A 22,672-nucleotide genomic window follows, 5' to 3' on the forward strand; every position below is an offset into this window, starting at 1 on the left:
GGGCCGGCCGTCGGCTCAGTCCGCCCGGCGGCCGTGCTCCAGGGCCACCCCGGCGAGCCCGGACCACGGCTGTGGGCCGTCGGCACCGACGAGGAAGCTGCCCCACGTCAACGGCCGGTCCGGCGGTAGCGCGATCTGCTCATGCGTGCGACTCCAGCCGGCCAGCAGGCGGGCGTCGTAGTCACCCGAGGTCAGCAGGAACGCGGTCACGGCCGACACCGTCGCCCGGCTCGCCGGATCGCCCTCGGCGAGCAGCGTGGCGAGCTCGGCTCCGAAGCCCTCGGCGTCGAAGTCGGGCCACTGCGCGGCCCGGTGCAGGCCGCGGCGCATCAGCTCGGGCAGGTCGGGCCATCCCGTGACGTCCTCGCGGCCCGGTCCGAATGCCACGTCGGCGAGCACCGCGACGACGCCCGCGGCGCCGATGCCGGCGAAGAAGCCGGCCATCGCCTCCGGGCGGGTGTGCTGACGCCGCAGGACGTGCACGAATCGGGACAGTCGCTGCGGCTCGAAGGCCTCAGTCATCCGCCGAGACCCGGTCGCGCCCCGTCACGACGTCACCGAGGGCGGAGACGACCTCAGCGAGCTCGAGCGGCACGAGCGAGACCGGAACGACCTCGTCGGCGATCCGCGGCGGATGGTCGACGCGGTACCAGCCGCGCGGGCCGGCGTCGACGACCGTCAGGGTCGAGTCGATGTCCCGCTCGGCCCAGTTCGCGTTCGCGCGCCACGCCAGCTGCCAGTGCTCGATGATCTCCTCGAGCGCGTCGTCACCGGTCGGCGTCGTCCCCGCGGGCGAGGCGAACGCCTCGTCGATCACGCGCGTGTCGGTGTCGATCGCGGTGCGGTCGGAATCGATCCGGCGCTCCAGGAGCACGAGCCACTGGCGCAGCTGGTCGCGGAGCAGGGACAGCTCGGTGCCCGTCACGACCACGTCGCCGTCGGCGTTCGGAGCACTCGTGGCGGCCCGGCCGTCCGGCACCCAGCCCACGAACAACGGCGTCATCGTGGTGCCGTCGAACCGCTCGACGACGATGCTGCGGGCGGGCGCGACAGCCACCTCGACGAGCTCGGCAGCCGTGGCCTGCACGCCGCGCGGGCCGACCAGGCCGGCCTCGCGCAGCCGGGCCGGAGCGTCGCCGGGCGCGAGCGTGCCGGCGTGCACGGAGGCGAGACGCAGGAGGTCGTCGTAGCCGACGGTCAACTGCAGGAAGGTCTCGTCAAGGTGGGCCATGGTGCAACTCCTGGTCTGCGAGCGGTCGGGGCGGGGTGCGGGGACGTCACCACGGGGTGACGTCGTCCCACAGGTCGCTCGCCTTGTCCTTGAGGTCGGATGCGGTCTCGGTGATGTCGTCCCAGTGGTCGACGACCTCCGCGCCCGCCCACACCAGACCGGTGCCGACGGCGAGACCGGCGGTGACCGGGTTGGGGGCGACGAGGAACGCGGTCGTCGAGGCGCTGAACGCCGTCTCCGCCACGTCGGCGACGTAGCCGGCGCCGTCGCGCTTGAACGCGTCGACCGGGTTGCCCTGCTGGACGAGGTCGGCGACGCCGGTGGCCGTGTTGTAGACACCGCCGGCGACGCCGAGCGCGCGCATCGCACCGAGCCCGGTGAGCTTGCCGCCCAGCGTCGTGGGCGACCAGCCGCCGCTGGGCAGCCTCGAGCCGGCGGCCGTCACCCACTTCGGGGTCTTCAGCAGGCCGGCGGGCGGCTGCATGTGCCGCGGCCCCTGGAGCATCCAGCGGGCCCAGTCACCCGCTCGACCGGACTTGCCGGCGAGCGCCGTGAGCAGGTTGCGGCCGACGATGCCCGTCTGGAAGATCGGGGCGACGCCCTTGCTCATCCGGGTCATCTTGCCCAGGGCGGTGGCCAGCGAGATGAGCGGGAAGTCGTCGTCGTTGCCGAAGATGTTGCCGAACTCAGCCCCGAGGTACTCGCCGAGGAGGTCGTTGAGCTTGTCCTTCAGGTCGCCCAGCGACATCGACACGGAGCCCTCGCCGGACGAGTCGAGCAGCACGGCGATGTCGGCGAGTCCGTTGAGCGTCGTGACCTGCTCGTCGAGCCACGCCGCCTTGGCCGCGAGCGGCTCGAGGCTGGGCAGGTCGATCGGCGTCGCACTGTTCGCGGAGCTCACGTTCGTGCGGATGCGCTCCGCGAGCGACTCGGCGGCGTTCGCCGCAGCCACGAGCTGGGCGTAGTCCAGTTCGACCGTCATCGCCGGAAGCCCTCCTTCGCGGCCACCCAGAGGGCGATGTGCTCGGGCCGCGTGGCGTACGCCACCCGGGGCGGCACGAGATCGTGCTCACGGACGACGGACCACTCGGTGACGGCCATGTTGAGCGGTTCGGCCCAGCGACGCGACGCCACCAGCCGGCCGGCATCACAGCGCAGCGTCAGCAGTGACGGCAGGGCACGGTGGGTCAGCTCCAGACCCGGCAGCACGAACCCCTCGTCGCCCGACACGGTGAAGCGCTCGCGGCGGACGATCCCGGTCTGGTGCGGCGTCGCCGCCGTGATCGTCGCGACCTGCTCACCGCCGAGCAGCACCGGAACGCCGAAGTCGTAGAGCGACCGGAACGGCTCGGCCTGACGCTCACGCGCCGGTCGTCGGTCGGTCAGGTCGAGCGTGACGACGGCGTCGCCGACCCGCGCCTGCACCGCGTCGCGGCGACGGGTGACCTGCGCCGGCCCCCAGCTCGTCCGCCTGAACGCGGACCATTCGTGCGTGACCTCGTCGGCCATCGGCTCTCTCCCCCCGGATCCACCGTCACAACAGGTCGTGCAGCACCACGGTCTGGTCTCGGCCCGGACCGACGCCGATCGCGCTGATCCGCGAGCCGCTGATCGCCTCGACCTCGCGCACGTAGGACTGCGCGTTCGCGGGCAGGTCGGAGAACTCGCGTGCGTCGCTGAGGTCCTCCTCCCAGCCCGGGAAGTACTCGTAGATCGGCTTCGCGTGGTGGAAGTCGGTCTGCGTCATGGGCATCTCGTCCACGCGCTCGCCATCGACCTCGTAGGCGACGCACACGGGAATGCGGTCCCAGCCGGTGAGCACGTCGAGCTTCGTCATGACGAAGTCCGTGACGCCGTTGATCCGCGCGGCGTACCGCGCGACCGGTGCGTCGTACCAGCCGCACCGGCGGGGGCGACCCGTCGTGGTGCCGAACTCGCCGCCGTTCTTGCGCAGCCGATCGCCGTCCTCGTCGAACAGCTCGGTCGGGAAGGGTCCCTCGCCGACGCGCGTGGCGTACGCCTTCACGATGCCGATGACCCGGGTGACGCTCGTCGGGGGGATGCCGGCACCGGTGCATGCGCCGCCGGCGGTGGCCGACGAGCTGGTGACGAACGGGTAGGTGCCGTGGTCGACGTCCAGCAGGGTCGCCTGGCCCGCCTCGAGCAGCACGGTCTGACCGCTGCGCAGCGCCCGCTCGAGCACGAGGCTCGTGTCGGCGACCATCGGGCGCAGCCGCTCGGCGTGCACCAGCAGCTCGTCGACGACCTCGTCGGCCGACACCGCGCGTCGGTTGTAGACCTTGCCGAGGATCTGGTTCTTGAGCTCGAGCGCGCCCTCGACCTTGGCGCGCAGGATCTTCTCGTCGAAGAGGTCCTGGACCCGGATGCCGAGGCGGTTCATCTTGTCGGCGTAGGTCGGGCCGATGCCGCGTCCGGTCGTGCCGATCTTGCGGCTGCCGAGGAAGCGCTCGTTGACCTTGTCGAGCGTGCGGTTGTAGTCGGCGATGACGTGCGCGTTCGCGCTGACGACGAGGGCCGACGTGTCGACGCCGCGGGACTCGAGTCCCTCGATCTCCTCGAACAGCACGTCGAGGTCGACCACGACGCCGTTGCCGATGACCGGGATGCAGCCCGGCGTGAGGATGCCGCTCGGCAGCAGGTGCAGCGCGTACTTCTCGTCGCCGATTACGACCGTGTGCCCGGCGTTGTTGCCGCCGTTGAACTTGACCACGTAGTCGACTCGGCTGCCGAGCAGGTCGGTCGCCTTGCCCTTGCCCTCGTCGCCCCACTGGGCTCCGACGATCACGACTGCGGGCATGTGGGCCCACCCCTCACGCAGACGGAAAGCCCGCGGACCGGGCTCGTGCCCGTCAATCCTACCGAGGCACGGCCCGAGCGCTGCGCGATGTGCAGAACCCTGCGGCCCGAGGCCGGAAAATGAGGCATTTGAACCACTTCGCTCGCGGTGATGAACGTCACGCGAAAGTGGGGTAGCCTCCTGTAACTACGCGTGTAACGGTGAGTTGCAATTGGCCTGTGCGACGTCCCCCGGCACCACGCCGAAGGAGGAACCCATGCACCCCCATCGACTGACCCTCGTGCCCGCTGGCGACATCCACCTGTGGGTGCCGCGATCCTCGACCCTGAGGGCCTTCGCCACGGCGGCACCGGACCCGCGCCCCGTGACGCCCGACCAGCAGAGTCGACTCGAGATCGCCAGCGTCCCGCGCCAGCCCGATGACGACGTCAACCCGTGGATCGGGCTGCGCGCGACGCTGCACGGTGCCGACTTCGTGTCCTTCGCCGGCACCCTGCGCCGGTACTGCGCCCGGCACGAGAGCCTGCGCTGCATGTTCGTCCGGCGCGAGGACGGCAGCTACGAGCGACGCATCGTCGCCGCCGAGCTGATCGGCTTCCAGGCGCGGCACCTGGGCCACTTCGCCGACCGCGGCGAGGCCTTCGACACCGTCATGGCCGAGCTCGACGACCGCACCGACGCCCTGGCGTGGCCGGCCGCGACGGTCATCACGGTCACGGACGAGAACGGCACGATGACGGTCTTCGGGGCCTTCGACCACGTGACGTTCGACGGCTACTCGGCGTACCTCACGATGGGCGAGCTGCAGCAGCACCTGCAGGCCGAGCTCAACCACGCGCCGCTCCCCGCGCCCGTCGGCAGCTACATCGACTTCGCCGTCGAGCAGCGGGCCATCCAGGACGCCGTCGAGGCCGACGACCCGGCGCTCGCACCGTGGCGCGAGGCCGCCGACGCGAACGGCAACCTGCCCGGCCTCCCCCGCGCGACGGGCGTGCGGCGCGGCGACCGGATCCAGCACCGGGTCCGCTACCCCACCTTCGCGGGCCCGCGCCTGAGCGAGGCGTTCTACCGCTGGTGCGAGCAGAACTCGATCCCGCCCGCGCTCGCGTTCATCGCGATCCTGCTGCGCGCCATGGTCGCCGAGGATGAGGACCGGCGGCTCACGGTGCTGATGTCGACGCACAACCGCAACCGACCCGAGTGGCACCAGGCGATCGGCTGGTTCTCCGGCATCGTGCCGATGACGGTCGACGCCGATCCGTCGACCACGCTCGTCGAGACCATCCGGCGGACGGCGGAGGCCTGGCAGGTCGGTCGCACCGCCGAGACGATCCCCCTGCCGCTCGCCAACGAGCTGCTCGGCACGACGATGCGGCCGGCGACCGTGCTCTCGTTCCTGGACTCGCGGCACTGCCCCGGTCGCGACGAGTGGGAGCAGATGGACTCGACCGTCTTCCTGGGCGAGGTGGAGCCCAGCGACGAGATGCACCTGTGGATCAACTCGATGCCGTACGGCACCGAGCTGTGCCACCGGACCCCCGACACCCCGCCGTGCATCGAATGGCTCGACCGCGTCATGGCGCGCATGCGCGAGCAGATGGTCGCCGTCACCCGGCAGGCGAACGATCCCGTGGAGGTACTGGCATGAGAATGACGCGCATCGAGGAGCTCGACACGATCGACGGAGAGGTGTTCCTGCTCCGTCCGTCCGAGCAGTCGTACGCCGCGCTCGCGGCCGCCCCGGCCAACGCGTTCCGGCCGTCCTACATGCAGGACCAGCACGTGCGGCTGCGCCGGGCCATGGAGAAGGCCGGGTCGGCCGACGCGAACTGGCTCGGCCTGTGCTTCGACGTGCCCGGTCCGCTCGACGTGGACGCCCTGCAGCGCGCGGCCACGAGCTGGGTCCGCCGGCACGAGGTGTGGTGGGGCACGTTCCGCGACAACCCGACCGACCCCGACGGCGAGATGACCCGCCACGACATCGATCCGGCGCAGCTCGACCTCACCGTCGCCGCGCTGGGGACGCACCCGGGCCAGGAGGTCAACAACGTCCTGCTGAAGCACTTCAGCGACGCGGTCGACCCGATCGACAACTTCGGCTACGCGCTCGCCGGCGTCTCGGGCGAGGAGAAGTCGACTGTCTTCTGCGGCTTCGATCACTGTTATGGCGACGGCTTCAGCGTCCTGCTGGCGTACATGGAGCTCTCGGTCCTGTACGCCAACGAGACGGGCCAGCCGCACGTCGACCTGCCGCCCGTCGAGGGCTACATGACCTACGCCCAGTGGGAGCGTGAGGACGCCCAGCAGTACGACGAGAACCACCCGGCGCTGCAGTTCTGGGCCGACTACGCGATGGACGGCATCGAGGCCAAGGACGGGTTCCCGATGGACCTGGGCATCGCCGAGGGCGAGCGGTTCTGGCTCATCCCGATGGACTACGACATCCTCACGGGCGAGGAGTGCGACCGCCTCGAGGCGATCGCCAAGGAGGAGGAGGCCACGTTCCCCTCCGTCGTGTACGCCTCGTTCGCGATGGCGGCCCGCGACCTGGCCGGCCAGAGCGCGTACCGGTTCTTCAACCCGATCGCGACCCGCAACACGCCCGAGACGCTGCCCACGATGGGCTGGATGATCAACGTGCTGCCGATCCACATCCCCGTGGAGCCGCAGGACGAGCTCTTCGAGATCGCCCGCCGCGTGCGCCAGAAGTTCCGCGACGCGCGCGTGTGCGAGCCGGTTCCCGCCCTGCGGGTCCTCGAGGTCATCAAGGACCTCTTCGGGTTCTCGCTGGAGGACACCCACCGGCCCGCGATCGTGTCCTACCTCGACGGCCGCATGATCCCCGGCCAGGAGAAGTGGGCGACGGACCGTTTCCACGGGACGACCGGACAGGGCTACGACGACGACGTCAACGTGTGGATCAACCGCACGCCGACCGAGCTGTACGTCATGTGCAGCGTGCCGCAGACCCCCACGGCCGTCGAGAACGTCGACGCGTTCTTCACGTACGCCTCGAACATCCTGCGCGAGGCGCTCGCCCGCTGACCGGCGTGGGGTGACCGGCCGCGGCACCGTCGCGAGCGCGAGCCTAGGCTGGCGGAATGAAGTTCGGCATCCACATCTACAACTTCACGATCCCCGGCGAGCCCGACTCCCTGGCGAGCGCGCTGGCCGGCACGGCCCGAGCCGCCGACGCGGGCGGGGCGGAGTGGATCACGCTCATGGACCACTGGTTCCAGATGGAGTCGGTCGGCAGGTCCGAGGACCCGATGCTCGAGGGGTACACCTCCCTGGGCTACCTCGCGGGGCTCACCGAGCGCGCGCAGCTGGGCCTGCTCGTCACGGGTGTGACCTACCGTCATCCCGCGCTGCTGGCGAAGATCGTGACGACGCTCGACGTGTTGTCGGGCGGCCGCGCGTTCCTCGGCCTCGGCGCCGCCTGGTACGAGCGCGAGCACCTCGCCCTCGGTGTGCCGTACCCGGCCATGGGTGAGCGGTTCGAGCGGCTCGAGGAGACCCTGCGGATCTGCCTGCAGATGTGGAGCGACGACGACGGCCCCTTCGCGGGCGAGCACTACGAGCTGGCCGAGACCATCTGCCAGCCGCGGCCGGTGCGGCGGCCGCACCCGCCGATCGTGCTGGGCGGGCAGGGCGAGAAGAAGACGCTGCGCATGGTCGCGCAGTACGCCGACGCCACCAACCTGTTCCCGATCGGTGCCGACGGCATCCGCGGCAAGCTCGAGGTGCTGCGCGGCCACTGCGACGACCTCGGCCGTGACTACGACTCGATCCAGCGCACGATGCTCGCACCCGGCGACGCGGTGCGCGATCCCGACGGCTTCCTGCGCGACATGGAGGCCTATGCGGAGGCGGGCATCGAGCTGGTCGCCCTCATGCCGCACGGCCCCGACCCCGTCGGCTGGGTGTCCACCTTCGTCGACGAGGTCGCCCCGCGCCTGGCCGAGTTGGGCTGAGGGCGCGTCCGGCCGACCTCAGTCGAGTGCGGCCATGACGTGCTTGACGCGCGTGTAGTCCTCGAAGCCGTACATCGACAGGTCCTTGCCGTGGCCGGAGGACTTGAAGCCTCCGTGCGGCATCTCGGCGACGAGCGGGATGTGGGTGTTGATCCACACGCAGCCGAAGTCGAGGTCGTTCGACATCCGCAGCGCCGTCTTGACGTTCGCCGTCCACACGCTGGACGCGAGGGCGTACTCGACGCCGTTCGCGGCGGCGAGCGCCTCGGCCTCGTCGGAGAACGTCTGGACGGTGATGACCGGGCCGAAGATCTCGTGCTGGGACAGGTGGTCGTCCTGCGCGAGTCCGGAGACGACCGTCGGCTCGAGGTAGTAGCCGGCTGAGCCCTGGCGGTTGCCGCCCACCACGATCTCGCCGCGCGTCCGGGTCAGGATGTCGGTCACGCGCTCGAACTGGTGGACGTTGTTGAGCGGCGGGATCCACGCGTCCTCGTCGTCGGCGGCCTTGCCGAACGTCGTCTCGGCGCCCTTCGCCTGCTCCGCGAGCAGGGCCGTGAAGTCCTTCGCGACCGACTCGTGCACGAGCACGCGGGTCGCGGCGGTGCAGTCCTGGCCGGCGTTGAAGTAGCCCGCGACGGCGATGCCCTCGGCCGCGGCCTCGAGGTCGGCGTCGGCGAACACGATGACCGGCGCCTTGCCGCCCAGCTCGAGGTGCGTGCGCTTGAGCCGCTCGCCCGCCGACGCGGCGACCTGGCGGCCCGCGCCGACCGAGCCCGTGATCGAGACCATCTGCGGCGTCGGGTGGGCCACGACGGCGGCGCCCGTCGCGCGGTCGCCGCACACGACGTTGAGGACACCCGGCGGGAAGAACCGCGAGGCGATCTCGGCCATCTTCACGGTCGTGACCGGAGTCGTGTCGGACGGCTTGATCACGACCGCGTTGCCCGCGGCGACGGCCGGGACGAACTTCCAGATCGCCATCATCATGGGGTAGTTCCACGGCGCGACCTGGCCGACGACGCCGATCGGCTCACGCCGGATCCACGACGTGTGGCCCTCCATGTACTCGCCGGCCGCCTTGCCCTCGAGCATGCGGGCGGCACCGGCGAAGAACCGGATCTGGTCGATCATCGGCGGGATCTCCTCCGCCTTCGTCACGTGATCCGGCTTGCCCGTGTTCTGGCCCTCGAGCCGGACGATCTCGTCGGCGTTCTCCTCCAGCGCGTCGGCGAAGTCCAGCAGGGCCTTCTGGCGGGCGGACGGCGTGGTCCGCTTCCACTCCCGGAATGCGCCCGCGGCAGCCGAGTAGGCGGCGTCGACGTCGGCCTCGGTCGAGACCGGTGCGGTACCGAACTGCTCACCGGTCGTCGGGTCGATGAGCGGCATCGTGCCGCCGGAGCCGTCGACCAGCTCGCCGTTGATGAAGTTCTGGACGGTCGTGCTCATGGGTACTCCTCGGTGAGTGGTGGGGTCAGCGCAGCGACTCGGGGTCGCTGGAGAGCTTCTGCGCGAGCCAGATCGGCACGATCGAGATCAGGATCATGACGACCGCGACGACGTTGACGACCGGCGCCTGGTTCGGCCGGAAGAGGTTGTTGAGGATCCAGATCGGCAGGGTCGTGGTGCCCGGACCGACGGTGAACGTCGTCACGATGATCTCGTCGAAGCTCAGCGCGAACGAGAGCAGCGCGCCGGCCAGCAGTGCCGACCGCAGCTGCGGGAACGTGACGAGCCGGAACGTCGTGAAGACGCTCGCGCCGAGGTCGGCCGACGCCTCCTCGAGGTTCATGCCGACGCGCCGCAGCCGGGCCTGGACGTTGTTGAAGACGGTCACCATGCAGAACGTGGCGTGCGCGACGATCAGCGTGAACAGCGACAGCTGCATGTCCAGGATGCCGCGGAACGCGTTGTTGAGCGCGATGCCGGTGACGATGCCGGGCAGCGCGATCGGCAGGATCACCAACAGGTTGACGGTGTACTTGCCGAAGAAGTCGTAGCGCTGCAGGGCGAGGGCGAGCAGGCTGCCCAGGACGAGCGCGGTCGCCGTGGCGGCGAGGGCCACCTCGATGCTCGTGATCACCGCGTCGCGCGCGCCCGCGCTGTGGAAGGCGCGCTCCCACCACTCGGTCGTGAAGCCGTTCGGCGGCCACGTCATCGCCTGGTTCGGGTTGAACGAGTTCACCACGACGACCATGAGCGGCGCGTACATGAACAGCAGGATCAGGACCGACACCACGGCCAGGATCCGCTTGCTCGTCGCACTGAGGGTCATGGCCGTCCTACAGGTTCTCGAGGGCGCCCAGGCGCCGGGCCAAGCCCAGGTAGCCGAGCATGATGACGATGGGGATCAGGGCGATCGCGGCGGCCAGCGGCAGGTTGTTGGCCGCGCCGGCGTTCGTGAAGACCAGGTTGCCGAGCATCTGGTTGGCGCCGCCGACGATGTTGACGGTGATGTAGTCGCCCAGGGTCAGCGAGAAGCTGAAGATCGAGCCCGCGACGACCGCCGGCAGCAGCAGCGGCCACACGACGTGCCGCAGGGCCTGACCGTTCGAGGCGCCGAGGTCGCCGGCGGCCTCCATCATCGAGTCCGGCACCCGCTCGAAGCCGGCGAAGATCGGCAGGATCACGTACGGCAGCCAGATGTACGCCTGCGTGATGACGATCGCGAACAGTCCGTAGCCGGGCGACTCGATGCCGAGCGGCTGGAGCACCCATTCGAACAGGCCGCCGTCGGACAGCACCGAGCGCCACGCGAACGCCTTCACGAGGTAGCTGGCCCACAGCGGCATCAGGACGGCGATGACCAGGGCGTAGCGCAGGCGCGGCGACGCGACCTTGGCCATGAAGAAGGCGATCGGGACGGCGAGCGCGACGTCGATCACCGTGACCGCCGCGGCGACGCCGAGCGTGCGGAGGGTGACCGTGCGGTACAGCGGCTCGGTCGCGATCTCCTTGAAGTTGTCGAGCGTGAGCGTCCGGTCGATGTCGCCGGTGAAGCTGTCCACCGTCCACAGCGCGGTGACCAGCAGCGCCGCGAGCGCGACGATGTAGATCAGGACGAGCCACGCCAGGGGCGCGGCCAGCAGCAGGCCGAGCCGCAGGCGTGGCCTGCGGCTCAGCCCGGCGCTGATCGCGGTTGCAGCGGACATCTAGCCCTTGATCTCCGTCCAGGCCTTCGTCCACGCGGCGTAGTCCGTGCACTCCACGTCGCGGCCGTCGAGGCACTCCGACGTCGGGGTGCGCCAGAACCACAGCTGCTTGGCGTACTCCTCGTCACCCGCGTGGTACGTCGCGCAGTGGTTCGGGTCGGTCGTCTCGGCGCACGCCGCCTCGCTGTTGGGCGCCTCGCCGAAGTACTCCGTCGCCGTGGCGTTCGTCTTCGGGTCGGTGATGTGGTTGAACCACGCGTACGCGCAGTTCACGTTCTTCGAAGACGAGGACAGCATCCACGTGTCGTTCCAGGCCGTGGCGCCCTCCTCCGGCAGGATCGCCTTGACGTTGTCCTTGCCGATGCTGTTGACGATGATCTGCCACGACGTGCTGATGACGGTGTCGCCGGTCTCGAACGCGGAGATCAGCTTGAGGTAGTCCGACCAGTACTCGCCGATGCTCTCGCGCTGGATCTTGAGCAGGTCGACCGCCTTGGCCAGCTGGTCCTCGTCGAGCGCGTAGGGGTTCGTGATCCCCAGGTCGGGGTTGTGCTTCATGAGGTACAGCGCGGCATCGGCGATGTAGATCGGCGAGTCGTACGCCGAGACCTTGCCCTTGTACTGCGACGCGTCGGTGAACACGGCGCGCCACGAGGTGGGCTCGGGCTTCACGACGTCCGTGTTGTACATCAGCAGGTTGGCGCCGTACCCGTGCGGGATGCCGTAGTTGACCCCGTCCACCGAGTTCCACTCGGTGTCCTTGAGGAAGTCGAAGATGCCGGCGTAGTTCGGCACGAGGTCGGTGTTGACCGCGGCGGCCTGGCCCGACGCGATGAGCCTCAGCGAGAGGTCGCCGGAGGCGGCGATGACGTCGTAGTCGCCGGTCTTGGCGAGGTTGAGCGCCTCGTCGGACGTGCCGTAGACCTTCGTCGTGACCTCGCAGCCGGTGTCCTTCTCGAAGTCGCTGACCCAGTCGACCTCGGGATCGTTGGTGCCGTCCTCGACGTAGCCGGGCCACGCGAGGATCGACACCTGGCCCTCGTTCTCGCCGAGCTTCGTGACCGCCTTGGTGGCCGAGTCGTTCGAGTCGTCCCCACCGCCACAGGCGGCGAGCGCGACGAGCGTGCAGGTGGCGAGGGCGGCGAGCGCCGACCTCGTGCGGGTGATGCGTTTCATCGTGACTCCCTGGGGGGTGTGGAGGTGGGTGAAGGGGTGGCTGGTCAGGTGACGGCGATGGCGTCGGCCGCCGCGAAGCTCACGACGACGCGATCGCCGCGCTCCTCGGTCGTGCCCGAGCTCTGCTCGAGGACGACGAGCGGGGAGCCGTCGTCGAGCTCGAGGTGCACGCGATCGCCCGTGCCCAGGTAGATGGACTCGCGCACGACGCCCTTCGCGGTGACGATGCCGTCGGCCGGGGCAGGCTCGACCTCGTGGATCGTGATCTTCTCGGGACGCAGCGCGTGCGTGCCGGCGCGGCCGAGCAGTCGCCGGGAGGCATCGTCGTCGAGCAGGTTGGTGGTGCCGACGAAGGAGGCCACGTAGGCGGTGGCGGGGTTCTCGTAGATCTCGCGCGGGGTGCCCAGCTGCACGATCCGGCCCTCGCTGAACACGGCGATCCGGTCGCTGAGGGTCAGCGCCTCCTCCTGGTCGTGCGTCACGAAGACGAACGTGATGCCCAGATCGCGCTGAAGCTGCTTGAGCTCGACCTGCATCTGCTCGCGCAGCTTGAGGTCGAGCGCGCCGAGCGGTTCGTCCAGCAGCAGCACCTTCGGCCGCACGACGATCGAGCGGGCGAGCGCGACCCGCTGGCGCTGGCCGCCGGACAGCTGCGCCGGCCGCCGGTCGCCGTAGCCCTCGAGTCGCACCGTCGCGAGCGCCTCGCGGGCCCGCTGGAGCCGCTCGGCCCGCGCGACCTTGCGCACGCGCAGGCCGTAGGCGACGTTCTCGAGCACCGTCATGTGCGGGAAGAGCGCGTAGTCCTGGAAGACGGTGTTGACGTCGCGGCCCGCCGGCGGGAGGCCCGTGACGTCGTCGCCGGCCAGCTCGACCGTGCCGGACGTCGGCTGCTCGAACCCTGCGATGAGGCGCAGGACGGTGGTCTTGCCCGAGCCCGAGGGCCCGAGCATCGAGAAGAACTCCCCGTCGGCGATCGTGAGGTCGACGCCGTCGACGGCCCGGACCTCGCCGAAGTGCTTGGTCAGGCCGCTCAATGTGATGGCGGTCATACTCATGACATGAAAAGATATGGCTTCAGATATTAAAAATCCAGCAGTTCGCGTGACGATCGTGTTGCTTTTTCCGATGAGTGCCGGCGAGGGACGGAGGTGACCGTGGCGAGCATCCGCCGCAGTTCGTCCCGCGCGACGTCCTCGGTCTTCGCGCCCCTGGGCGACCTGAGCCGGACGGCACTCGTCGAGGAGCGACTCGACGCCGCGATCCGCTCAGGACTGCTGTCCGACGGCGAGCGCCTGCCCAGCGAGCCCGAGCTCGCCGCCCGCTTCGGCGTCGCCACCGTCACGGCGCGCGAGGCCCTCAACACGCTGCGCGAGCGCGGGCTCGTCGTCACGGTGCGTGGTCGCGGCGGCGGCAGCTTCGTGCAGCGCCCCGCGGACGGGACGGGGGTCGAGGCCCGGCTCGCGGCGATGACCCGCGTCGACCTCGCCGACCGGGTCGACCTCTACGAGGTCGTGACGGTCGGCTGCGCGGAGCTCGCCGCCGAACGGGCCGACGGGTCCGAGGCGGCCAGCCTGCGCGCGCTCCTCGTCGACGAGCCGTCCGATGCCGGCCTCGGAGCGTGGCGGCACACCGACATCGAGTTCCACCTGTCCGTGGCCGCCCTGACCCAGTCGGCCCGGCTCTCCCGTGAGGCGATGCACGCCGAGGCCGACTTCGGTCCCGTGCTGCGGCTGGCCTACGCCGACGCCGAGCTGCGCGCGCTCGCCCGCGGTGACCAGTTCGCACTCGTCGACGCGATCGAGGCGCACGACCGCGACCGCGCCCGCAACCTCACCCGCATCCACGTGCGGCGCGCGAGCGCCGCGATCGCCCGGATCCATCGTCACCTCGGGAGCACGCCGTGAACCAGTCCGTCAGCACCGACGCCGCGCCGCGCTGCGCCGAGGCCGTCGCCCGGCACTGGGCCGACCTCGTCGCCCGCCTCGTGACGCAGGCGGATCAGATGGCGGCGCTGTTCGCCTCGGGCCCGCTCCGGTCGGACGAGGTCCGCCGCACCGCGCAGCCGCTGGCCCTGGAGATCCTCGCCGATCCGACGCTCGTCGGCGCCGGGTTCGTCGCCTCGCCGGGCGCGCTGCTCGACGAGACCCACTTCCTCGCCTGGTGGCAGGGCGAGCAGAAGGAGCAGCTCGGCGATCCCGTCGTCACGGTGCAGGTCACCGACTACACGCGCCAGGAGTGGTTCCGCGTCCCGCGCGCGACCGGCGCCCCGCACCTGACCGGGCCGTACGTCGACTACGTGTGCACCGACGAGTACGTCATGACGACGACCGTCCCGGTCGTCGTCGGCGGCGAGATGGTCGGCGTGTTCGGCGCGGACACCCTCGCCGAGACGCTCGAGTCGGTGTTCGGTCCCGTGTTCCGCGACTCCGGCTGCACCCTCGTCAACGGCCACGGCCGGGTCGTCCTGTCCGATGAGCCGGAGGTCTTCGGCGGCCGTCTCGTCGACGACGCGGAGTTCACGACCACGACGCCGTGCCCCGGGGTGCCCCTGCACGTCCTGTCCCGCTGAGTTGCCCTCAGCGGGACAGGAGGGCTCAGGCGATCGTGCGGATGAGCTTCTTGTTGACGAACTCGTCCATGCCGTAGCGGCCGAGCTCGCGGCCGAAGCCGGAGCGCTTGACGCCGCCGAAGGGCAGCTCGACGCCGTCGGCGTTCACGCCGTTGACGAAGACCATGCCGACGTCGAGCTGGTCGGCGACGCGGCGGGCCTGCTCGGCGTCCGGCGTGAAGACGTACGAGCCGAGGCCGTAGGCCGTGTCGTTCGCGAGCGCGACCGCCTCGTCCTCCGAGCCGGCCCTGAAGACCATCGCGACCGGTCCGAACAGCTCCTCGCGGAACGCCGGGTTGTCCTCGGTCACGCCCGTCAGCAGGCCCGTCGGGAAGAAGGCACCCTCGCGCTCACCGGTCGAGTGCAGCTCGGCGCCGCCCTGCACGGCGGACTCGACCTGCGCCGCGAGGCGGTCGGCCGCGGCGACGGACGACAGCGGCGAGCTCGGAGCGAGCTCGGAGAGCTTCGCGGAGAACGCCTTGACGAAGTCCTCGTAGAGCTCGTCGAGCACGATGAAGCGCTTGCCCGCGTTGCAGGCCTGGCCCGTGTTGCCCAGGCGCGCCTCGGCGGCGGCCGTGACGGTGGCGTCGAGGTCGTCGGAGCCGAGCACGATGAACGGGTCGGACCCGCCGAGCTCGAGCACGACCTTCTTGAGGTTGCGGCCGGCGATCTCCGCGACGGCCGCGCCAGCGCGCTCCGACCCGGTCAGTGACACGCCCTGCACGATCGGCGAGGCGATCATGTCGGCGACCTGGTCGTTGGTCGCGTAGACGTTCACGTAGGCACCCTCGGGGAAGCCCGCCTCGAGGAAGATCGACGCCATCGCGGCGGCCGACTCGGGGCACTGGGGAGCGTGCTTGAGCACGATCGTGTTGCCCACGACGAGGTTCGGGCCGGCGAACCGGGCGACCTGGTAGTACGGGAAGTTCCACGGCATGATGCCGAGCAGCACGCCGACGGGCCGGCGTCGGATCACGGCGTCGCCGGTGCCGTCGAGCAGCTCGACGGGCTCGTCGGCGAGGAAGGCCTCGGCGTTGTCGGCGTAGTAGCGGTAGATCAGGGCGCTGAACTCGACCTCGCCCTTCGCCTCGTCGTGCGGCTTGCCCATCTCGCGGACGATGATGTCGGCCAGCTCGTCGGCGCGCTCCTCGTGCAGCTCGGCGACCCGCGTGATGAGCGCGACCCGCTCCTGCACGGTGCTCGTCTTGCCCCACGACCGGGACGCCGCCGACGCCAGGTCGAGGGCTGCGGTGATGTCGGCGTCGGTCGCGGTCGGGTAGCTCTGCACCAGCTCGCCGGTGCGGGGATCGTGGACGGCGTACTCGGTCATGGTGGGCCTTCCTTCGGGGGTGGGTGGTTTCAGGCTGGGGTGGGGGCGGCTTCGCGGGCCGCGACGCACGCGTCGACGAAGCCGCGGAACAGGTTCAGGCGGTCCTCGGCGGGGCCGTCGTCGTCCTCGGGATGCCACTGCACGCCGAGGGTCCAGCGATCGGGGTCCTCCACTCCTTCGACCGTACCGTCGAGGGCGCGAGCGGCCGGGACGAGACCGGAGCCCACGAGCGCCACCGCCTGGTGGTGCCCGGACCGGCCGACGACCGTGTCCGTGCCGAGCAGCGACCGCAGTCGCGTGCCGGGCAGGACGTCGATCGACTCGTCCAGGAACATGGGCTCCCCCGGTCCGCCCCGGTGCAGGGCGAAGTCCTCGATGTCGGGGATGATCGTGCCGCCGCGGTGGACGTTGATGAGCTGCGAGCCGCGGCAGATGCCGAACACCGGCAGGCCGGCGTCCTCGGCGGCCTCGATCGTGGCGAAGGCGTCGCGGTCGGCCCGGGCGTCGACCCCGTACGAGTGCGGGACCTCCACGTCGGCCGGTCCGCCGTAGCACGAGGCGTCGATGTCCCCGCCGCCCAGCAGCAGCAGTCCGTCGCACCGGGCGATGCCCGCGGGATCGGCCAGGGGTGTCGAGGTGTCGAACAGCTCGAACGACGCACCGACCTCGACGAGCGTCGCCAGCGTCACGCGGGTGAAGCGGCGCACCAGCTCGGCCGTCTCGTCCGTGAGGTCGGGGAAGTTCAGCGACACGAGGACGCCGACGTGGGCGACCGGCTCCGCCGGCGCGGCAAGGGTGGGCAGGACCTCATCGAGGTGGACGACGGTGCTCATCGCGCCACCGCCCGCTTGTGGGCGCGCTCGACGAGGTCGGCGAACAGGGCGGCGTCGGTCGAGGAGGTCGCGTGCCGGTCCTCGGGATGCCACTGCACGGCGAGCACGTCGGCGGTGCGGTGCTCGACCGCCTCGACGACGCCGTCGGCCGCCGTCGCCGTGACGACGAGGTCGTCGGCGATCCGGTCGAGTCCCTGGTGGTGGTAGGACGACACGTCGATCCGGGCCGAGCCCACGACGTCGCGCAGCCGCGAGCCGTCCCGGACGTCGACGTCGTGGATCGCGTCGTGGTGGCGCACCGCACCGTCGACGAGGTGCTGGTGCAGGGTGCCCCCGAGCGCGACGTTGAGCACCTGCATGCCGCGGCAGATCGCGAGGGTCGGCAGGTCGGCGGACACGACCGACCGGGCCGTGGCCAGGTCCAGGTCGTCCTGGAACGCGACGACGCCCGTCGTCTCGGCCGCGGGGACCTGGCCGTAGCGATCGGGACCGAGGTCGGCGCCGCCCGGCATGAGGACGGCGTCGAAGCGCTCGAGCCGCTCGGTGAGTCCCGCGGCCGGATCGGCGGCCGGGCCGTGCAGGATCGCCGGCTCGCCACCCGCGGCGTACACCGCCTCGCAGATCGCCTCGGCCGCGAGCGTCGCGCTGAACCGCAGGATCGGCACGGTGGCGCACCGCTGGCCGATCACGGCGACGAGGGGACGCACCTCAGTCCTCCACGGAGTCGTCGAACGGGTACTCGAGCGTCGGCAGCCACTGCCGCCAGACCTCGCGGTGGCGACCGTCGGCGATCACCCGCGCGAGCGCCCCGTCGAGCTCGGCGAGCAGGTCGCCGCGCTCCTTCGAGACGCCGATGCCCCAGCGGTTGCCGGTCCGCTCCGTGAAGGCCAGCTCGAAGCGCGGATCGCTCTCGCCGAGCGGCACGAACACGACGTCGTCGTCGATGACCGCGTCCACCGTCCCGCCCTCGAGCGCCGCGAGCATGTCGGCGTACACGTCGTCGGACCCGTCGGACCCGAAGGCGACGGGGATCGCACCGATGAACGTCATGGCCAGCGCCATGTTGGTGCTGCCCTCGATCGCGGCGACCTTGCGACCGACGAGGTCGTGCGGCCCGGTGATGCCCGCGCCGCGTCGGACGAGGACGCCCTCGTGGAAGACGCCGTAGGGCCGGGTGAAGTCGACCTGCTCGAGCCGCGACGCGGTGATGCCCTGACCGCACAGCACGGCATCGGCGACACCGGACTGCGCCGACGGGATCATCTCGACCCACGGCACGCAGACCCATTCCACGGGTCGGCCGAGCTCGGCGCCGATCAGCGCGGCGACGGCGGGCTCGTACCCGTCTCGCCGGCCGGTGGCCGGGTCGTACAGGCCGAACAGGGGCGGGGCGTCGGCGTCCAGGCACGCCAGTCGCAGGGTCTCGGTCACGGTGCGTCCTCCCAGTAGGTCGAGTGCTCCCAGTCCGTGACGTAGCCGCAGAAGCGCGCCCACTCGTCGGCGTGGAAGTCGATCAGCAACTTCGACAGCTCGTCGCCGAGCGCGCTCGTGACGACGGTGTCGGCCTCGAACGCGGTGATCGCGTCGCCGAGCGTCAGCGGCAGCCGGCCGAACCGGCCGTCGTCGGGCGAGTCGTACGAGGAGCCCACGGTGGGCTCGCCCGGGTCGATCGAGTTCTTGAGCCCGTCCTCGCACGCGACGAGCATCGCCGCGTGCGACAGGTACGGGTTGACCGCGGCGTCGGGCAGCTTGTACTCGAGCCGGCCGACGGTCGACAGGCGCACTGTGCACGTCTTGTTGTCCAGGCCCCAGTTGATCCGCGAGGGCGCGAACTGGCCGGCGTCCCAGTAGCGCTTGTAGGAGTTCACGGTCGAGCCGTTGATGAGCATCAGGCCGGCCGAGTGGGTGAGCAGGCCGCCGAGGGCGTACTTGCCCTCGTCCGTCAGGTGCAGCTCGTCGCGACCGGGCTCGGCCAGGACGTTCTCACCGTCGCGCCACAGGCTGAAGTTGTGGTGGCAGCCGTTGCCCATCATCCCGGTCGCGGGCTTGGGCATGAAGCTCGCCTCGATGCCCAGCTCGCGGGCGACCTGCTTGCAGACCTGGCGGTACGTGACGAGCCGGTCGGCCGTCAGGTCGGCCTTGTCGTACATGAAGTTCAGCTCGACCTGGTACTCGTCCTCGTAGTCGCCCTCGATCATGTCGAGGCCGAGCGCCTGGGCGTAGTCGATGACCTTGGAGACGATCGGACGGTTCCGCTCGAGGTGCTCGATGTGGTACGCCGGGCTCGAGTCGGGACGGAACTTCCCCTCGAGGCCCTCGCCCTTCCACGTCATCTCCGGCTCGCAGCCCGTGCGCATCTCCAGGCCGGTGCGGGCCGTGAACTGCTCATGGGTGCGTCGCAGCAGGCCGCGGCTGTCGCAGACGTACGCCTCGCCCGCGCCCTCGGGCAGGTGGTCGGGCTCGTAGAGGCGGCAGAACACCCGCGCGAACGACGTGTCCCACGGCAGCACCGCGAACGTGTCGAGGTCGGGGATGGCCGTGTACTCCGCGGCGTTCACGCCACCGCCGAGCAGCACGCCCTCGCGGGTCGTCTGCAGGTTGGCGACGGCCGTGCGGTGCTGCTGCACGCCCTTGACCGCGGCGCGCTCGAAGTGCCGGGCCGGCATGACCTTGCCGACGACGCGACCGGTGATCGTGACGGACTGGAAGTAGACGTACTTGACGCCTCGGTCCCGGATGGTCTCGAGCGCCGCCGTGAGGTCGGGACTGGCGGCGTTGAGATGACGATGCTCGTCGAGGGCGGTCGTGCTCATGGGATTCCTCCGGGATCAGGCGGTCGGGACGAGTGCGGTGAACTGCTCGCGCAGCTCGCGCTGGCGGGCGGGGGTCAGGTTGACGGCGAGGTTGCCGACGAGGTGGCCCTCGCGGCGGTACGTGACGAGGACGCCGGCCTCGAGGGTGGCGAGGTCGCCCTCCTCGACGCACGCCTCGTCGGCCAGGGCGGGAGAGCCGTAGCTCTGCAGGCGCAGGTCGAACTGGTCGCTCCAGAACGAGGGGATCGGTGCGAACGGGACGTCGTCGGGCGCCTCGCCGCGCAGTCGCGCGGTGAGCGTCGCCGCGGCCCGCTTGGCGGTGTCGGTCGGGATGGACCAGTGCTCGACCCGGCGGGGCACGTCGTCGAACAGCCGGTTGGGGAAGCGGGCGAGGTCACCCACGGCGACGACCCGGTCGGCGCCGATCGCGGCGAGCCGGTCGTCGGCGAGGACGCCGTCGGACAGGTCCAGGCCGTTGCCGGCGAGCCACTCGGTGTTGCAGATCGAGCCGACGGCCTCCACCACGACGTCCGCGGGGACCTCCTCGCCGGTGCCGAGCCGGACGCCGGCGACGCGATCGCCGCCGAGGTAGCCGACGATGCCGGTGCCGAGCCGGAACGCGATGCCGCGCGCCTCGTGGTGGCGCTGGATCGCGGTCGCGAGCTCGGTGCCGAGGACGCGCTCCATGGGCCGGCCGACGGGCTCGACGACCGTGACCCGGTGGCCGAGCTTCGTGAGGGTGGCCGCGGCCTCGCAGCCGATGAACCCGGCGCCCACGACCACGACGCGGCGCGAGCCGCTCAGCTCGGAGCGCAGTCCGTGGCAGTCGTCGACGGTGCGCAGCACGTGCCGTCCCGCGGCCGGGCCGGGGACGTCGAGCCGCCGCGGGCGCAGACCGGTCGCGACGACGAGTCCGTCCCAGTCCACGGTCGAGCCGGACTGCGTCGTGACCGTGCCGGCGGACAGGTCCGCGGCCGTCGCGGCGTCGCCGAGCAGGAACTCGACGTCGGCCGTGCTGGCCCGCCGCCGGAACGCGAGCCGCTCGGCCAGTTCGAGCGCCGTGGCCGGATCGGCGCCGGCCAGCACGTCCTTCGACAGCGGCGGCCGGTTGTACGGGAGGTGGGCCTCGGCGCCGATCACGGTGAGCGGTCCGGCATGCCCCGCGGCGCGCACCTGTTCGGCCGCGCGCAGTCCCGCGAGGGAGGCTCCGACGACGACGACCCGGGCAGCGGTGCTCATCAGTCCGCGATCAGGATGGCCTGGACGGGGCACACGTCGGCGGCCTCCTCGACGAAGTCCAGGAGCTCGTCGGACGGATCGCCCTCGTACTCGAGGTGGCCCTCGTCGTTGATGCGGAAGACCTCCGGGGCGGCAATGGCGCACTGGCCGTGGTCCTCGCACAGGGTCATGTCGACCGTGACCTTCATGGGTGACTCCTCGGTGTGGTGGGGAAAGGGACGGATCAGGCGCCGGGCGTGAAGCCGATGGGCAGGCGCATCGGCCCGGTGTTGCCCGAGTCGGGCAGCCACTGCGAGCCGGGCAGGAGGCGCAGGTCGCGCATCTTGCGTGCCAGCAGCGGGAGCGCCTCGCTCATGTCGGAGCGGGCGACGAAGTGGCCCAGGCAGTGGTGGGCGCCGCCGCCGAAGCCGTAGTGCGGCTTGCGCTCGGCGGTGAGGTCGAAACCGGGCTCGAAGACGCGCGGGTCGGTGCCGGCGGACTCGGTGTAGAGGTGGACGGTCGTCCCGGCCGTGAGCTCGAGGCCCTCGTACTCGAAGTCCTCCAGCACCTCGCGGGTGACCCAGCGGACGGTCGGGTTGACGCGCATGACCTCCTCGACGGCAGCGCGGCCGAGGTCGGGCCGCTCGGCGAGCAGGACCCACTGGTCGGGGTGCTCGGCGAAGGTCTGCATCGCGAGTCCCAGCTGGTTGCGGGTGGTGTCGAAGCCGCCGAAGATCAGCAGCACCATCGCGTCGCGCAGCTCCGTGTCGCTCAGTCGGGCCTCGTCGCCGTGCGCGGCGTTCACGAGTGCCGTGACGAAGTCGTCCTTCGGGTTCGCCCGGCGGTCGGCGATCAGCTCGTCGCAGTACGCGTAGAGGTTGGCCAGCGCCTGCTCGATCTGCGGCAGGTCCTCGCGGATCGTGACGCCCAGCGCCAGGCCGATCGTCACCGACTCGCGGGCGATGATCGGCCACTCCTCCTCGGGGATGCCGAGCATGATCGCGATGACGCGGGCGGCGTACGGCTCGGCGAACTCGCTCACGAACTCGCACTGGTCCGACTCGGCGAAGTCGTCGATGAGCTCGGTCGCGAGGGCCTGGAACCGGGGTACGAGGCTGCCGATGAGCTTCGGCGAGAAGGCGGGGTTCATGAGCCGGCGCAGGCGGTGGTGCTCCTCGCCCTCCTTGTTGAGGATCCAGCTGGCCCACCACTGCGCGAAGGGACCCTCCGTGACGCCGTGGTGCGCGGGCCACGCGACGCTGCCCTGGCGCAGCTTGGGGTGCTTCAGCAGTCGGCTGACCTGCTCGTAGCGCAGCACGGCGATGCCGTAGGGGGTCGTCGCGTACCAGCTCTCCTCCCGCGCGGCGTGCACGGCGGGGCCGGTGATCGCGAAGCTCGGATCGTTGACGTCGAGAGCGGGAACCGTGGTCGAACCGGGGGCCTGCATGGGTACCTCCACCGGGAGTGTGGGCTGTCAGTGAGCCAACACTCTAATAGTGGAGGTATTGATGTCAACCCCCTG

23 protein-coding genes are annotated in these 22,672 nt (G+C 70.8%); 5 read left to right on the forward strand and 18 right to left on the reverse strand.

Annotated elements, in window-relative coordinates; translation table 11 throughout:
• Nucleotides 1-15: 15 nt before the first annotated feature.
• From ACT26F_RS12145 to ACT26F_RS12165, 5 genes are read right to left on the reverse strand one after another with little or no spacing between them, the layout of a single operon-like run.
• Nucleotides 16-522, reverse strand: a complete 507-nt coding sequence (locus tag ACT26F_RS12145; protein WP_471670804.1) for a hypothetical protein — start codon at nucleotides 520-522, stop codon at nucleotides 16-18.
• Nucleotides 515-1,231: a hypothetical protein gene (locus ACT26F_RS12150; protein WP_471670805.1), complete on the reverse strand. Its 717-nt coding sequence runs from the start codon at nucleotides 1,229-1,231 to the stop codon at nucleotides 515-517. The genes ACT26F_RS12145 and ACT26F_RS12150 overlap by 8 nt, the downstream gene beginning before the upstream one ends.
• A 46-nt stretch (nucleotides 1,232-1,277) precedes the next feature.
• Complete coding sequence (locus ACT26F_RS12155) at nucleotides 1,278-2,213, reverse strand: hypothetical protein (RefSeq protein WP_471670806.1); 936 nt, start codon at nucleotides 2,211-2,213, stop codon at nucleotides 1,278-1,280.
• Nucleotides 2,210-2,740 carry a hypothetical protein gene (locus ACT26F_RS12160; RefSeq protein ID WP_471670807.1) on the reverse strand — a complete coding sequence of 177 codons (531 nt, stop codon included), beginning with the start codon at nucleotides 2,738-2,740 and terminating at the stop codon, nucleotides 2,210-2,212. The genes ACT26F_RS12155 and ACT26F_RS12160 overlap by 4 nt, the downstream gene beginning before the upstream one ends.
• A 25-nt stretch (nucleotides 2,741-2,765) precedes the next feature.
• A complete protein-coding gene (locus tag ACT26F_RS12165) occupies nucleotides 2,766-4,049 on the reverse strand; it encodes an adenylosuccinate synthase (protein ID WP_471670808.1) in 1,284 nt (427 codons plus the stop codon).
• Between the two features lie 256 nt (nucleotides 4,050-4,305).
• Between ACT26F_RS12165 and ACT26F_RS12170 the strand changes: the two genes are divergently transcribed.
• Genes ACT26F_RS12170 through ACT26F_RS12180 form a run of 3 tightly spaced genes read left to right on the forward strand, consistent with a single transcriptional unit; the run spans nucleotide 4,306 to nucleotide 8,023 of the window.
• Nucleotides 4,306-5,697 (forward strand): condensation domain-containing protein, encoded by a 1,392-nt coding sequence (locus tag ACT26F_RS12170; protein ID WP_471670809.1) that lies wholly within the window; start codon nucleotides 4,306-4,308, stop codon nucleotides 5,695-5,697.
• A 2-nt stretch (nucleotides 5,698-5,699) separates the two neighbouring features.
• Nucleotides 5,700-7,094, forward strand: coding sequence for a condensation domain-containing protein (locus tag ACT26F_RS12175; protein WP_471670810.1), 1,395 nt, complete (start codon nucleotides 5,700-5,702; stop codon nucleotides 7,092-7,094).
• Nucleotides 7,095-7,150: 56 nt separating this feature from the next.
• Entirely contained in the window at nucleotides 7,151-8,023 is an 873-nt protein-coding gene (locus ACT26F_RS12180; RefSeq protein ID WP_471670811.1) for an LLM class F420-dependent oxidoreductase, read from the forward strand.
• Between the two features lie 18 nt (nucleotides 8,024-8,041).
• Here the strand turns inward: ACT26F_RS12180 and ACT26F_RS12185 are convergent, their stop codons facing one another.
• The 5 genes from ACT26F_RS12185 to ACT26F_RS12205 are packed head-to-tail and all read right to left on the reverse strand — an operon-like array spanning nucleotide 8,042 to nucleotide 13,397.
• Nucleotides 8,042-9,469: an aminobutyraldehyde dehydrogenase gene (locus tag ACT26F_RS12185; protein WP_471670812.1), complete on the reverse strand. Its 1,428-nt coding sequence runs from the start codon at nucleotides 9,467-9,469 to the stop codon at nucleotides 8,042-8,044.
• A 25-nt stretch (nucleotides 9,470-9,494) separates the two neighbouring features.
• Nucleotides 9,495-10,295: an ABC transporter permease gene (locus tag ACT26F_RS12190; RefSeq protein WP_471670813.1), complete on the reverse strand. Its 801-nt coding sequence runs from the start codon at nucleotides 10,293-10,295 to the stop codon at nucleotides 9,495-9,497.
• A gap of 7 nt (nucleotides 10,296-10,302) precedes the next feature.
• The gene (locus tag ACT26F_RS12195) at nucleotides 10,303-11,172 is read right to left on the reverse strand and encodes an ABC transporter permease (protein ID WP_471670814.1); all 870 of its coding nucleotides are present in this window, start codon (nucleotides 11,170-11,172) and stop codon (nucleotides 10,303-10,305) included.
• Nucleotides 11,173-12,348, reverse strand: a complete 1,176-nt coding sequence (locus ACT26F_RS12200; RefSeq protein WP_471670815.1) for an extracellular solute-binding protein — start codon at nucleotides 12,346-12,348, stop codon at nucleotides 11,173-11,175.
• 44 nt (nucleotides 12,349-12,392) lie between these two features.
• Nucleotides 12,393-13,397 carry an ABC transporter ATP-binding protein gene (locus tag ACT26F_RS12205; protein ID WP_471670816.1) on the reverse strand — a complete coding sequence of 335 codons (1,005 nt, stop codon included), beginning with the start codon at nucleotides 13,395-13,397 and terminating at the stop codon, nucleotides 12,393-12,395.
• 105 nt (nucleotides 13,398-13,502) lie between these two features.
• Between ACT26F_RS12205 and ACT26F_RS12210 the strand changes: the two genes are divergently transcribed.
• Together ACT26F_RS12210 and ACT26F_RS12215 are read left to right on the forward strand one after the other, a co-directional pair.
• Nucleotides 13,503-14,252: a FadR/GntR family transcriptional regulator gene (locus ACT26F_RS12210; protein WP_471670817.1), complete on the forward strand. Its 750-nt coding sequence runs from the start codon at nucleotides 13,503-13,505 to the stop codon at nucleotides 14,250-14,252.
• Nucleotides 14,249-14,917 carry a cache domain-containing protein gene (locus ACT26F_RS12215; protein ID WP_471670818.1) on the forward strand — a complete coding sequence of 223 codons (669 nt, stop codon included), beginning with the start codon at nucleotides 14,249-14,251 and terminating at the stop codon, nucleotides 14,915-14,917. Before ACT26F_RS12210 ends, ACT26F_RS12215 begins: the two co-directional genes overlap by 4 nt.
• 25 nt (nucleotides 14,918-14,942) lie before the next feature.
• Here the strand turns inward: ACT26F_RS12215 and ACT26F_RS12220 are convergent, their stop codons facing one another.
• From ACT26F_RS12220 to ACT26F_RS12255, 8 genes are read right to left on the reverse strand one after another with little or no spacing between them, the layout of a single operon-like run.
• Nucleotides 14,943-16,286 carry an NAD-dependent succinate-semialdehyde dehydrogenase gene (locus tag ACT26F_RS12220; RefSeq protein ID WP_471670819.1) on the reverse strand — a complete coding sequence of 448 codons (1,344 nt, stop codon included), beginning with the start codon at nucleotides 16,284-16,286 and terminating at the stop codon, nucleotides 14,943-14,945.
• A gap of 29 nt (nucleotides 16,287-16,315) precedes the next feature.
• On the reverse strand, nucleotides 16,316-17,119 hold the full coding sequence (locus ACT26F_RS12225; RefSeq protein WP_471670820.1) for a gamma-glutamyl-gamma-aminobutyrate hydrolase family protein: 804 nt from the start codon (nucleotides 17,117-17,119) through the stop codon (nucleotides 16,316-16,318).
• A complete protein-coding gene (locus tag ACT26F_RS12230; protein WP_471670821.1) occupies nucleotides 17,116-17,826 on the reverse strand; it encodes a gamma-glutamyl-gamma-aminobutyrate hydrolase family protein in 711 nt (236 codons plus the stop codon). The genes ACT26F_RS12225 and ACT26F_RS12230 overlap by 4 nt, the downstream gene beginning before the upstream one ends.
• A gap of 1 nt (nucleotide 17,827) precedes the next feature.
• Entirely contained in the window at nucleotides 17,828-18,550 is a 723-nt protein-coding gene (locus ACT26F_RS12235; RefSeq protein ID WP_471670822.1) for a substrate-binding periplasmic protein, read from the reverse strand.
• Entirely contained in the window at nucleotides 18,547-19,932 is a 1,386-nt protein-coding gene (locus ACT26F_RS12240) for a glutamine synthetase family protein (RefSeq protein WP_471670823.1), read from the reverse strand. The genes ACT26F_RS12235 and ACT26F_RS12240 overlap by 4 nt, the downstream gene beginning before the upstream one ends.
• Before the next feature lie 15 nt (nucleotides 19,933-19,947).
• Nucleotides 19,948-21,171, reverse strand: coding sequence for an NAD(P)/FAD-dependent oxidoreductase (locus ACT26F_RS12245; protein ID WP_471670824.1), 1,224 nt, complete (start codon nucleotides 21,169-21,171; stop codon nucleotides 19,948-19,950).
• Complete coding sequence (locus tag ACT26F_RS12250; protein ID WP_471670825.1) at nucleotides 21,171-21,359, reverse strand: ferredoxin; 189 nt, start codon at nucleotides 21,357-21,359, stop codon at nucleotides 21,171-21,173. The genes ACT26F_RS12245 and ACT26F_RS12250 overlap by 1 nt, the downstream gene beginning before the upstream one ends.
• Before the next feature lie 35 nt (nucleotides 21,360-21,394).
• Nucleotides 21,395-22,597 carry a cytochrome P450 gene (locus tag ACT26F_RS12255; RefSeq protein ID WP_471670826.1) on the reverse strand — a complete coding sequence of 401 codons (1,203 nt, stop codon included), beginning with the start codon at nucleotides 22,595-22,597 and terminating at the stop codon, nucleotides 21,395-21,397.
• Between the last annotated feature and the right edge of the window lie 75 nt (nucleotides 22,598-22,672).

The organism is Aeromicrobium sp. SP1, assembly GCF_055663785.1.

Coding starts and splice junctions, on each gene's coding strand:
- ACT26F_RS12145 (WP_471670804.1), bottom strand. CDS start 522: ATGACTGAGGCCTTCGAGCCGCAGCGACTGTCCCGATTCGTGCACGTC.
- ACT26F_RS12150 (WP_471670805.1), bottom strand. CDS start 1,231: ATGGCCCACCTTGACGAGACCTTCCTGCAGTTGACCGTCGGCTACGAC.
- ACT26F_RS12155 (WP_471670806.1), bottom strand. CDS start 2,213: ATGACGGTCGAACTGGACTACGCCCAGCTCGTGGCTGCGGCGAACGCC.
- ACT26F_RS12160 (WP_471670807.1), bottom strand. CDS start 2,740: ATGGCCGACGAGGTCACGCACGAATGGTCCGCGTTCAGGCGGACGAGC.
- ACT26F_RS12165 (WP_471670808.1), bottom strand. CDS start 4,049: ATGCCCGCAGTCGTGATCGTCGGAGCCCAGTGGGGCGACGAGGGCAAG.
- ACT26F_RS12170 (WP_471670809.1), top strand. CDS start 4,306: ATGCACCCCCATCGACTGACCCTCGTGCCCGCTGGCGACATCCACCTG.
- ACT26F_RS12175 (WP_471670810.1), top strand. CDS start 5,700: ATGACGCGCATCGAGGAGCTCGACACGATCGACGGAGAGGTGTTCCTG.
- ACT26F_RS12180 (WP_471670811.1), top strand. CDS start 7,151: ATGAAGTTCGGCATCCACATCTACAACTTCACGATCCCCGGCGAGCCC.
- ACT26F_RS12185 (WP_471670812.1), bottom strand. CDS start 9,469: ATGAGCACGACCGTCCAGAACTTCATCAACGGCGAGCTGGTCGACGGC.
- ACT26F_RS12190 (WP_471670813.1), bottom strand. CDS start 10,295: ATGACCCTCAGTGCGACGAGCAAGCGGATCCTGGCCGTGGTGTCGGTC.
- ACT26F_RS12195 (WP_471670814.1), bottom strand. CDS start 11,172: ATGTCCGCTGCAACCGCGATCAGCGCCGGGCTGAGCCGCAGGCCACGC.
- ACT26F_RS12200 (WP_471670815.1), bottom strand. CDS start 12,348: ATGAAACGCATCACCCGCACGAGGTCGGCGCTCGCCGCCCTCGCCACC.
- ACT26F_RS12205 (WP_471670816.1), bottom strand. CDS start 13,397: ATGACCGCCATCACATTGAGCGGCCTGACCAAGCACTTCGGCGAGGTC.
- ACT26F_RS12220 (WP_471670819.1), bottom strand. CDS start 16,286: ATGACCGAGTACGCCGTCCACGATCCCCGCACCGGCGAGCTGGTGCAG.
- ACT26F_RS12225 (WP_471670820.1), bottom strand. CDS start 17,119: ATGAGCACCGTCGTCCACCTCGATGAGGTCCTGCCCACCCTTGCCGCG.
- ACT26F_RS12240 (WP_471670823.1), bottom strand. CDS start 19,932: ATGAGCACGACCGCCCTCGACGAGCATCGTCATCTCAACGCCGCCAGT.
- ACT26F_RS12245 (WP_471670824.1), bottom strand. CDS start 21,171: ATGAGCACCGCTGCCCGGGTCGTCGTCGTCGGAGCCTCCCTCGCGGGA.
- ACT26F_RS12250 (WP_471670825.1), bottom strand. CDS start 21,359: ATGAAGGTCACGGTCGACATGACCCTGTGCGAGGACCACGGCCAGTGC.
- ACT26F_RS12255 (WP_471670826.1), bottom strand. CDS start 22,597: ATGCAGGCCCCCGGTTCGACCACGGTTCCCGCTCTCGACGTCAACGAT.